Here is a 10,347-nt window from a genome sequence, read left to right as displayed (position 1 = left end):
TATGGACGAAGAAAAAAAAGGTAAAATCGTGTTGGTAACGGGCGGCGCTCGCTCGGGGAAATCGACGTTTGCCGAAAATTTGGTTGCCCAAAGCGGCAAAGCAATCGCCTATATTGCGACCTCACAGATTTTTGATGAAGAAATGCAGTTTCGGGTGGAACTACACCGCAAGCGTCGGCCGGCGGATTGGCAAACTTATGAGGCACCCTTTGATGCGCAGCGGGCAATCGAGGCGGCAGCGCAGCAGCATGATGCCATTTTGTTTGACTGCATTACGATTTACCTCAGCAATATCCTTTGCCAGCTCGGAGAACAAGAGCTGGCAAAGCCAGCGCAAATCTATGCGCTGACTCGCCAGAAAATCAGCCAGCTCATTGCCGCTGCGCAGGCTGCTGCTGCGCAGGGCGCAGTGGTGGTATTTGTTACGAATGAGGTGGGCGCAGGTATCGTTCCTGAGAACAAACTCAGCCGCATCTACCGGGATATCAGCGGACTGGCCAATCAGCAGCTGGCCAAGGAAGCTGCTGAAGTTTATGCGGTCATTGCAGGAATACCGGTAAATATTAAAGCATTCGCTTAAGGAGGAATCCACATGTCCAACGCTATTATGCTCATGGGGACAAGTTCTCATGTGGGCAAAAGCATTATTACTACGGCCCTCTGCCGCATCTTCCATCAACAGGGGCGCAAAGTCGTTCCGTTTAAGGCGCAGAATATGGCGCTTAACTCCTATGTCACGCGGGATGGCAAGGAGATGGGACGGGCGCAGGTGGCTCAGGCGGAAGCGGCGGGGTTAGAGCCGATGGTGGACATGAATCCGGTTTTGCTCAAACCTACTGGCAACAGCTGCTCGCAGGTGGTTTTAATGGGAAAACCAATCGGCAACATGAGTGCCCGGGAATATCATAAGGGGTATAGTCTAAAGGCCTTTGATGCGGTGAAGGAATCGCTAGGGCGGCTGCAGGCAGAATACGATACGGTGGTTATCGAGGGAGCTGGCAGTCCCGCAGAAGTCAATCTCAAGGCCAATGACATCGTAAATATGCGCGTGGCCAAATATTTACAGGCTCCGGTCCTTTTGATTGCGGACATCGATCGTGGCGGTGCATTGGCGGCGTTGGTAGGAACTCTGGAACTCTTAGACGAAGAGGAACGCAATTTGGTCAAGGGGCTTATTATCAATAAGTTCCGTGGCGATGTGAGCCTTTTGACTCCAGCTATCGAGTTTTTGGAACAGAAGACGGGCAAGCCTGTCTTGGGGGTGGTTCCTCATGTTGAAGCACTGGGGATTGATGATGAGGATTCGGTTTCCCTGGAGGAAAAGCACCCTGTTTCCTTGGATGCACCAATAAAGATTGCCGTAATTCAGACGCCGAAATTATCGAATTTTACCGATTTTGACAGTCTGGCAGCGGAGCCGGATGTATCTCTTTATTATGTTTCCAACAAGGAAGAACTTGGCGAGCCTGATATGATTATTTTGCCGGGGTCGAAAAATACGACCGAGGACCTCATTCATTTGCGGGAAACGGGAATCGCAACAGCAATAGCCGATAAGGTAGCGGCTGGTACGCCGCTTTGGGGGATTTGTGGCGGTTATCAGATGCTCGGAACGGCAGTTCATGACCCGGAACATACGGAGTCGGAGCATGAGGATATTGAAGGTCTTGGCTACTTGGATATGGAGACAACGTTTGCCGCACAGAAGCGTACGACTCAGGTGACAGCGGACTGCATTCAGCTGCCCTTCCTCGGGCAGGTTCTGACGGCTCAAGATATGCCAGGCTATGAAATTCACATGGGAAAGACGAAGTTTGGGCCAGCGGTTCCTCATCCTTTTCATATCCGCGCCAAGGCTGCGCAGGAAGTGGACAATTGGGATGGCGCAGTGGCGCAAGGAACCGAGGGACACAAGGGAGACGTGGTGGGAACCTATATTCATGGCATCTTTGATCACGACGATTTCCGCCGCCAGGTGATTAATGCCTTGCGCGGCCGCAAGGGGCTCGCGCCACTTGCCGTTCAGCGCAATGTAAGAGCAGAGAAAGAAAAGGCCTATAATCACTTGGCCGCTGTGGTTCGCGAGAGCCTGGACATGGAAAAGCTTTCGGAAATCATGGGGGAAAAATTATGCTGACGGCAATTATCGCTTTTTTGGTGGATACTGTTATCGGTGATCCCAACAGCCGCTGGCATCCTGTGGTATTGATGGGAAAACTCATCAGTGCTTTGGAAACGTGGTTTTATCAACAAGAAGACAGCGATGGCAAAAAATTTGCAATGGGGGCTATGCTCGTACTGATTACGCTGTTGGTTTCCTATGAAGCGGCTGCGGCGATCATGATGCTTTCCTATCGAATTCCGTGGTCTTTTGGTTCCGCGGTAGTCGGCGGTATTTTGTTGTCGTTTACTATTTCCCCTAAGAGTCTTGCCAAGGCGGGGAAGGGCATCTACACGCTGCTTATTCTCGGCGAATTGGAAGAGGCACGCCAAAAAGTAGGCTGGATTGTTGGCCGTGATACGGAAAATCTTGACGATTCGGAAATTGCCCGTGCTGCTGTTGAAACAATTGCCGAAAATACCGTCGATGGTATTATCGCGCCACTCTTTTTTTTCGTCATTGGCGGAGTTCCACTAGCAGTGCTCTATCGGGCCGCGAATACCATGGATTCGATGATTGGTTACAAGAACGATAAATACCTGTATTTTGGCCGGGCAGCAGCCAAGCTTGATGATGTCTTGAACTACATTCCAGCGCGTATCACAGGGGTCTTGTTTATCTTTGCGGCCTGGGTGTTGGGCTTTGATTATAAGAATGCTTATCGGGTAATGCTTCGAGATGCGGAAAAGCATCCAAGCCCTAATGGCGGTTATGCGGAAGCTACGGTTGCAGGGGCTTTGCATGTCCGATTGGGCGGTGTTAATTCTTACTTTGGCAAGAAGCATTTTCGGGCATATATGGGAGATGTCATCGAGATGATAGCACCCAAGCATATTATGGAGTCGATTCGCATGATGTACACCGTGACGGTGATGTTTATCCTCATTGCGTATGCCATGTTTGGGTTATGAAGCGAAATAACCATCAGAAACAGCCAGGAGGATAGTAGCGATGAATTCATTTATTACTGCATTGCAATTTCTAACGCGCATTCATGTGAAGAATCAGCCGGATCTGACGATGGAGGATTTTGGCCGCAGTACGAAATTTTTTCCGTTGGTGGGGGTCGTGTTAGGTTTGATTTACATGCTGGTGACCTGGTGTTTGGTGGCGGTTTTTGGCTGGGCGAATTTTGTCACGACGGTTTTAGTTTTGCTGCCGGTGCTGGTGACGGGCGGCCTGCTGCTTGACGGCTATATGGATACGGCCGATGGCGTTTTTTCAGCTCGCAGTCGGGAGCGAAAACTAGAAATCATGAAGGACAGCCGCGTGGGGGCGTTCGGGGTCATAGCCTTGGTCTCCTTGATGATGATAAATTGGACGGTGCTTCGTGATATCAAATTGGTACTGCTTATGACGGCACTCTTTGTCATGCCGGTTATTGGCCGCATGGCGATGGTTATGGTTATCGCTTTTTTTCCGTATGCGCGCCCGGAGGGCATGGGAAAAGCGTTTTCGGATATGGCCGATAAAAAGACTTTGGCAGTTGCTGGCATCACGACGCTGCTGTTTGTAGTTCCCTGGGGGCAGGCAGCCATTGCGGCGCTGGCCGTTGGCTTGGGCTTTGCCTGGCTGCTTGGAGCCTGGCTGACCAGTAAGCTTGGCGGACTGACCGGAGATACGTATGGAGCAGTGGAAACTCTCACAGAGACGATGGTATTGGTGGTATTTCTGGTGACTTCTTGGATTCCAGGCGGTTTGCACATTTTGTGGCGCTGAAAAATAGTTATTTAGGAGCGTAAGGTATGGAATTGATGGTTCGCGTTCCCGGTTCTTGTGGGGAACTCCTGCAGGGGATGAAAGCAGGGAACCCGTTTCTTGTCACCTGCCCGGTGGGAAGTTATACAACGGTTCGAATTTCCGATGCGTTGTCGGGTATTCATGGCTTGGGACGAAAGTCGCTGATGGCGTTGGAAAAAACACTGACTAGTCTGGGGAAGGAGGAGCTTCCCTGGGGACTTTGTCTGGAATCGAGTTTGCCGAGAGGAAAGGGGATGGCTTCTTCTAGTGCGGATATTGCCGCAACGGTAGTGGCTGTGGCATTGGCTTTTGATTATCGCACGTATCCGGAAGAAATCATGCGTATGGCAGCCAGTATCGAACCGACAGATGGAGTTTTTTATCCGCAAGTGGTCTGCATCAACCATATGAATGGCGATTGGCTGGCAAGCTATCACGGCTTGCCGGCTTTTCGCATTTCGATTTTCGATACCGGCGGTGCGGTCGATACCCTTCGTTATCACGAGCAGGTTAAAGAGGATGGGGAAAATCGTTCGGCAGAGGCGCTGGCTTTATTTGAAGAGGGCTGGCAGGCGCAGGATGAGGCGCTCATTGCTGAGGCAGCAGTTATGAGTGCCTTGAATAATCAATCGCTTTTGTATAAGGAAGGATTGGAGGAGCTGTTGGCTTTTGTAAGGCAGCACGGTGCTTTGGGAATCAACGTTGCCCATAGCGGTACGGTGATTGGCGTGCTTTGGCCGGAGAAGTTTTCGGATGCGTCGCTGCAACTGGGCACGCAAATGATTCGCCAGCGCTTTCCCCACTTAGTGCTGCTCATGCAGACACGCCTGCAGGGCGGGGGCGTTCAGGTGGCAGAAGGAAAATGTGAAGAGTTTGTAGAACTTTTTAGATAATCAAGGTGAAATCGTAGCAGAAGAGGTGTTTCGTTGCAGTACGCAAATCAGTATGCAATCCCGCGGATTGTCATTGGAGCAACCCAGTCAGGATCGGGAAAGACGACAATTGTTACCGGGTTATTGGCGGCACTTAGGGAACGTGGCCTTAAGGTGCAGTCCTTTAAAGTTGGTCCCGATTACATCGATCCAGGATATCATAAATTAGCCAGTGGCCGGCCGGCGCATAATCTTGACACTTGGCTGACGCCCGAGAATGCTGTGCCGGCGATTTTTGCTGCAGCCTGTGAAGGGGCCGATATCGCGGTAGTTGAAGGCGTTATGGGGTTATACGATGGAGGAAGACGGGGCGTAAGTTCCACCGCGTCTGTGGCAAAACTTCTCGATGCACCGGTGCTTTTAGTCATTGATGCCAAATCTATGGGCGCATCGGCCGCTGCCATCGCACAGGGATTTCGAGATTATGACCCAACGGTGCAGTTGGCAGGCGTCATCTTAAACCGTTTGGGGTCGGATACTCATGAAGCCATGATTCGTGAAGCGATGAAGGCAATCGGCATTGAGGTTTATGGAGCGTTGCGGCGCAATGAGGAACTGAAGCTGCCGGAGCGTCATTTGGGGCTTTTGCCCGTCGAGGAAAACGACGAGCAGGAGGTAATCGGCAAGATGGGACGCGCAGCAGCGCGTCAGCTGGATTTAGAGGCGCTGCTGCGGTTGGCTCAAACAGCAAAACCATTGAAGGTCCGAACGCTTTATCGGAAGGATGGGCAGAAACTGAAGCTATGCCGCATTGGGGTAGCACTGGATGAAGCCTTTTCGTTTTACTATCCTACGAGTTTGGATGTTTTAAAGCACTTTGGGGCAGAACTTGTTCCTTTCAGTCCGCTTCGGGACAAAGGGATTCCTGATGTGGATGGCTTATTGATTGGCGGTGGTTTTCCCGAGATGTTCGCCGCGCAGCTCGCGGCCAACCGATCCATGCGGCAGGAAATTCAGGAAAAAGCTGCGGCGGGCATGCCAATCTATGCGGAATGTGGTGGCTATATGTATCTGATGGACAGCCTGCAGGATTTTGCTGGCGAGGTTTATGCGATGACTGGCGTGTTTTCGGGACAGGCGGTCATGACCCCAAAACTGCAGATGGTTGGTTATGTGGAAGCTGTCCTCAGGCAAGATTCGTTTTTGGGACCCAAGGGGACAAAGCTTCGTGGCCATGAATTTCATTTTTCGCGAGAACAGGAGAGGGAGGACGCGGAAAGACCCTTTTGCTTTACTAAGCTTCGTAACAATTTGACTTATGGCGCGGGGCGGCAGGTTAACAATGTTCTTGGCAGTTATTTGCATCTTCATTTTGCTGGCTGCCCGGAGGCAGCAAAATCATTCGTGGAGTATTGCCTTGCATGGAAGCTGGAAAAAAAGGAAAGAGAGTGATTATGATGGAAAAGTTTGAGCATGGTGGCAACGTTTATACTGCGCGAAAAAATGGCGAAGCTTGGCTGGATTTTTCAGCGAATGTGAATCCGCAGGGATTGTCCCCGGCCGTTTATCAGGCCATTTCCTTAGCTGTCCATGAAGTCATTCATTATCCAGATCCGGATGCCGCCGAATTGAAAAAAGCTATTTCGGAATCGTATAATGTTTCGGAAAAAGAGATTGTACTGGGCAATGGTGCCGCAGAGCTTTTCTATCTTTTTTTGCAGACGGTGCGTCCGCGCAATGTTTTGCTGCCGGTTCCGTCGTTCAGTGAGTACGAACGGGCGGCGTTGGCGGCGCGTGCTAAGGTGAATTTATTCCACCTTGACCCGGAGGATGATTTCCGTATCGATTGGGATTCCTTTATGGGAGCGCTGGCGGTAACCGATTGTATTATTTTGGGAAATCCGAACAATCCTACCGGATCGCTTATCACACGCAATGAGTTGGTTCATCTGCTCGAAGAAATGCGGGGCGGTCATCAGTGGCTGGTAGTCGATGAATCTTTCCTGGATTTTTTGCCGTATGACAGTCGTTATACGGTTCGCGATCTGGTAACGGAATATCCGAATCTCTTCGTAATTCAGTCAATGACAAAATTTTATGCGCTGCCTGGCCTGCGGCTGGGCTTTGGCACGGCCTGCCCAAAACTTGCGCAACGGCTTAATGCGGGCAAAGATGTCTGGAATGTTAATCTGCTGGCACAAAAAGCTGGTGTGGCAGCATTGAACGATAAGGACTACCAGCAACAGAGCAAGAAGTTTATCGCGGAAGAAATGCAGCGCTTCTACGAACGCATTGATGGCTGCCGAGGAATTCGTGCCTATCGGCCCAGTGTCAATTTTATGTTATTGGACATTCGTGGTACGGGACTCACCAGCCGCGAATTTACGCAAAAGCTTCGGGATAAGGGCATTTTAGTGAGAGATTGTGCGAATTATTTGGGATTAGATGGCGAAAGCTATGTGCGCATCGCCGTTCGCCAGCCGGCGGAAAACGAACAGCTGCTGGCAGCATTGGAGGAATTGTAATTCATGGTAAAAGTGGTTTTTGTCCGTCATGGACAGACGGAGTGGAATGTTAGTGGCCGATATCAGGGGCAGTCGGATGTGGCCTTATCGGCGGCAGGAGTTGATCAGGCGGAAAAATTAGCGGCGAATTTCCCGGTAGCGCATATCGATGCAATCTATTCCAGTGATCTCATTCGCGCACGAGTTACTGCTGAGACAGTGGCAAAGCGATTCGCGCTAGAGGTGAACTTGGAGCCTGCTTTTCGCGAGCTAAGTTTTGGCGATTGGGAGGGGCTTACCTATGAGCAGATTGTTGCTTCCTGGCCGGATGCCATGAAGAATTTCCTGGCGCATCCCGATATTCTTAATATCCCGCATGGGGAATCCTTCCCCGAAGTTCAGCAGCGGGCAATGTCGCGTTTGCAGGAATTGATACAGAAACATGAGGGGCAGACCATCATGATTGCGGCGCATGGAGCAGTTCTGCGCACGATGCTGACAGCAGCCCTGCACATGCCGCTTCAGTATCTTTGGAGTATCCGTCAGTTCAATACAGCGGTAAATATCGTGCGATATGATGCCGAGGGCAATCCTACCGTTGAACTGTTGAATAGTACCGCTCATTTGGGAGAATTGCGCTGAGAATTCAGGGAATAAAGAGGGGAATCTGTTATGAAGGTTTTGGTAACAGGTGGAGCTGGATTTATTGGCTCGCATGTTGTGCGCCGGCTTCTGGCGGAAGGACATGCGGTAACGGTGCTCGATAATGGAAGTACCGGCGATTGGGATAATGTACCGGCTGATTGCGAATCGTGGGAAATGGATGTGAGGTCCGCTGCAGTAATTCCGCGCATTATGAAGGCACGTTTTGATTGGATGGTGCATTTGGCGGCTCAGACTACCGTCAAGGATTCCTTGGCTGATCCTGCGTTTGATGCGATGGAGAATATAATCGGAACCGTTAATATCTTAGAGGCAGCCCGTAAAAGCGATGTGCAGCGGGTTGTCTTTTCGTCTGCATCGGCAGTATATGGGAATGTGCCGGAGAATCGGCAGCCTGTTAGCGAAATACAGGAATTGGCTCCTTGCTCGTTTTATGGACTTAGCAAAAAGACAGTAGAAGAGTATCTGGTGATGTATCAGCGTCTCTATGGACTCAATTATATTATCTTGCGCTTGGCGGATGTGTATGGAGAACGACAACGCGAAAGCGGTGAGGGCGGCATCATCGGGTCCTTTGTCAAAAAAATCATAGCGGGTAATGCGATAACGATTTATGGTGATGGGAAATCCCATGATTTCCTTTATGCTGGCGACGTAGCCGCTGGCGTAAATGCAGCACTCTTAACGGATGAAGTTAATGCAGTCTATAATTTGAGCTCTGGTATGGCGACGAATACCAGGGAATTGATACATTTGCTGGAAGATGTAACGTGGAAAAAACTGGAGGTTTCCGTTGGTTCGGCTGGCAGCCAATTGCAGGGGAATTTGGTGTTAGACTGTGCGAGGGCAAGAGAGAAACTCAACTGGAATCCGCATACGAGTCTGAAAAAGGGACTGAAAAAAACCATCAAAGGCTTTAGCGGCGAAGGCTAAGTTATCCACAAAAAACTCGTGGATAACTTAGAGAAAATTTCTAGGGAAATACAAAAAAGCCCTTGACTTGTTGCACTTTTATGAGTAGAATATTTCTATGTGATGTTACGGAATCAGGCATCCATTAGCCCCGGAAGCCGAATACAAGAGCATCATATACCGATAAAATTAGAAATGAAATTATTAGGGGGGAAATCGCATGAAGACAACGTTTATGGCAAATGCATCCAATATCGAGCGCAAATGGTATGTTGTAGACGCTGAAGGCCAGACTGTCGGCCGCCTCGCAGCTGAAGTCGCAAAAGTTCTTCGCGGTAAAAATAAACCGACCTTTACTCCGCACGTTGATACGGGTGATTACGTCATCGTCATCAATGCAGAGAAAGTAAAATTCACGGGTAAGAAACTGACGGACAAAACTTATTTCCGTCATTCCGGTTACCAGGGTGGCACGACGTTCACGTCGGCTGGCCTGATGCTCGAGAAGTTCCCGGAGCGCGTTCTGGAGCACGCTATCAAAGGCATGCTGCCGCATAACCGCCTCGGTGCTCAGATGTATCGCAAACTCAGCGTTTATGCTGGCAGCGAGCATCCGCATGCAGCTCAGAAGCCGGAAAAGCTCGAGCTGAACATTCGCTAATCTGGAAAGGGAGGAACTTCTAAATGGCACAAGTAAGCTACTACGGCACTGGCCGCAGAAAATCTTCCGTTGCCCGTGTTCGTCTGGTTCCAGGCGAAGGCAAAGTTACGATCAACGGTCGTAGCATGGAAGAGTATTTTGGTCTGGGCACGCTGGAACTGATTGTTCGTCAGCCGCTCAACCTTACGGAGACTAACGACAAGTATGACGTCATCGCTAACGTTGCAGGTGGCGGTGTAACTGGTCAGGCTGGTGCTATTCGTCATGGCATCACCCGTGCACTCATGGAAATGGATGCTGAGCTTCGCCCGGCTCTGAAGAAAGCTGGTTTCGTAACGCGTGATCCGCGTGAGAAAGAGCGCCGTAAATACGGTCTCAAGAAAGCTCGTAAAGCTTCGCAGTTCTCGAAACGTTAATTCTTGCGTTTTTATACGGAATTGGAAAAAACCATCAGTCATTTGGCTGATGGTTTTTTTGTTAGCAGCTGTAGTTAATAGATGGATAGATAATAGAAAAGAAAGGGGCTGTTGCATGAGTGAGAAATTACTTATGCACAGCCCCATTAGCTTTTCAACTTGACGATATCTTAAAAGTAAGAGCAAAATACAGGAATTTTGAGCGCAAGACACCAGACGGTCTGAAAATCGTCTTTGTTTCTTGCGCTCTTTGATTTTTTAAGCAGCGTTATCCACAGGGATTAAGTGCCGGTTAAGCTTTTCTGCCTGTATTTTGCAATGCAGCTTTTGAATGTTATAAGCCATTGCAAGCAGCATCGTTTCCACAAGGACATTTTTATTGCCACGGGTTAAAAATCGGCGGAAGCTCATATCCGCT

Annotated in this window: 11 protein-coding genes; all 11 read left to right on the top strand. The window is 49.9% G+C overall.

Translation table 11 applies throughout. The features are described from left to right. The first annotated feature begins 1 nt into the window (after position 1). Positions 2-580, top strand: coding sequence for a bifunctional adenosylcobinamide kinase/adenosylcobinamide-phosphate guanylyltransferase (gene cobU / locus T504_RS0107690; protein ID WP_033170539.1), 579 nt, complete (start codon positions 2-4; stop codon positions 578-580). A gap of 12 nt (positions 581-592) precedes the next feature. Then, the gene (locus tag T504_RS0107685) at positions 593-2,137 is read left to right on the top strand and encodes a cobyric acid synthase (protein WP_033170493.1); all 1,545 of its coding nucleotides are present in this window, start codon (positions 593-595) and stop codon (positions 2,135-2,137) included. Next, positions 2,131-3,072: an adenosylcobinamide-phosphate synthase CbiB gene (gene cbiB / locus T504_RS0107680; RefSeq protein WP_033170492.1), complete on the top strand. Its 942-nt coding sequence runs from the start codon at positions 2,131-2,133 to the stop codon at positions 3,070-3,072. The genes T504_RS0107685 and cbiB overlap by 7 nt, the downstream gene beginning before the upstream one ends. A 40-nt stretch (positions 3,073-3,112) precedes the next feature. Next, positions 3,113-3,880: an adenosylcobinamide-GDP ribazoletransferase gene (gene cobS / locus T504_RS0107675; protein WP_033170491.1), complete on the top strand. Its 768-nt coding sequence runs from the start codon at positions 3,113-3,115 to the stop codon at positions 3,878-3,880. A gap of 77 nt (positions 3,881-3,957) precedes the next feature. Further along, the gene (locus T504_RS0107670) at positions 3,958-4,794 is read left to right on the top strand and encodes a GHMP family kinase ATP-binding protein (RefSeq protein WP_369793625.1); all 837 of its coding nucleotides are present in this window, start codon (positions 3,958-3,960) and stop codon (positions 4,792-4,794) included. Positions 4,795-4,827: 33 nt separating this feature from the next. Then, positions 4,828-6,225, top strand: coding sequence for a cobyrinate a,c-diamide synthase (locus T504_RS0107665; protein WP_033170489.1), 1,398 nt, complete (start codon positions 4,828-4,830; stop codon positions 6,223-6,225). A gap of 2 nt (positions 6,226-6,227) precedes the next feature. Beyond that, positions 6,228-7,298 (top strand): threonine-phosphate decarboxylase CobD, encoded by a 1,071-nt coding sequence (cobD, locus tag T504_RS0107660; RefSeq protein ID WP_033170488.1) that lies wholly within the window; start codon positions 6,228-6,230, stop codon positions 7,296-7,298. Between the two features lie 3 nt (positions 7,299-7,301). After that, a complete protein-coding gene (locus T504_RS0107655) occupies positions 7,302-7,919 on the top strand; it encodes a histidine phosphatase family protein (RefSeq protein ID WP_033170487.1) in 618 nt (205 codons plus the stop codon). A gap of 30 nt (positions 7,920-7,949) precedes the next feature. Continuing rightward, positions 7,950-8,873: an NAD-dependent epimerase/dehydratase family protein gene (locus T504_RS0107650; RefSeq protein WP_033170486.1), complete on the top strand. Its 924-nt coding sequence runs from the start codon at positions 7,950-7,952 to the stop codon at positions 8,871-8,873. Between the two features lie 199 nt (positions 8,874-9,072). Continuing rightward, positions 9,073-9,513 carry a 50S ribosomal protein L13 gene (gene rplM, locus T504_RS0107645; RefSeq protein ID WP_033170485.1) on the top strand — a complete coding sequence of 147 codons (441 nt, stop codon included), beginning with the start codon at positions 9,073-9,075 and terminating at the stop codon, positions 9,511-9,513. A gap of 23 nt (positions 9,514-9,536) precedes the next feature. Next, positions 9,537-9,929, top strand: coding sequence for a 30S ribosomal protein S9 (rpsI, locus tag T504_RS0107640; protein WP_033170484.1), 393 nt, complete (start codon positions 9,537-9,539; stop codon positions 9,927-9,929). The last annotated feature ends 418 nt before the right edge of the window (positions 9,930-10,347 follow it).

The sequence above is a fragment of the Selenomonas sp. ND2010 genome, from assembly GCF_000702005.1.
Lineage (GTDB): Bacteria > Bacillota > Negativicutes > Selenomonadales > Selenomonadaceae > Selenomonas_A.
The sequence above is the reverse complement of the archived record's forward strand: the minus strand, read 5'-3'. Positions and strand labels throughout refer to the sequence as shown.

Coding starts and splice junctions, on each gene's coding strand:
- cobU (WP_033170539.1), top strand. CDS start 2: ATGGACGAAGAAAAAAAAGGTAAAATCGTGTTGGTAACGGGCGGCGCT.
- T504_RS0107685 (WP_033170493.1), top strand. CDS start 593: ATGTCCAACGCTATTATGCTCATGGGGACAAGTTCTCATGTGGGCAAA.
- cbiB (WP_033170492.1), top strand. CDS start 2,131: ATGCTGACGGCAATTATCGCTTTTTTGGTGGATACTGTTATCGGTGAT.
- cobS (WP_033170491.1), top strand. CDS start 3,113: ATGAATTCATTTATTACTGCATTGCAATTTCTAACGCGCATTCATGTG.
- T504_RS0107670 (WP_369793625.1), top strand. CDS start 3,958: ATGAAAGCAGGGAACCCGTTTCTTGTCACCTGCCCGGTGGGAAGTTAT.
- cobD (WP_033170488.1), top strand. CDS start 6,228: ATGATGGAAAAGTTTGAGCATGGTGGCAACGTTTATACTGCGCGAAAA.
- T504_RS0107655 (WP_033170487.1), top strand. CDS start 7,302: ATGGTAAAAGTGGTTTTTGTCCGTCATGGACAGACGGAGTGGAATGTT.
- T504_RS0107650 (WP_033170486.1), top strand. CDS start 7,950: ATGAAGGTTTTGGTAACAGGTGGAGCTGGATTTATTGGCTCGCATGTT.
- rplM (WP_033170485.1), top strand. CDS start 9,073: ATGAAGACAACGTTTATGGCAAATGCATCCAATATCGAGCGCAAATGG.
- rpsI (WP_033170484.1), top strand. CDS start 9,537: ATGGCACAAGTAAGCTACTACGGCACTGGCCGCAGAAAATCTTCCGTT.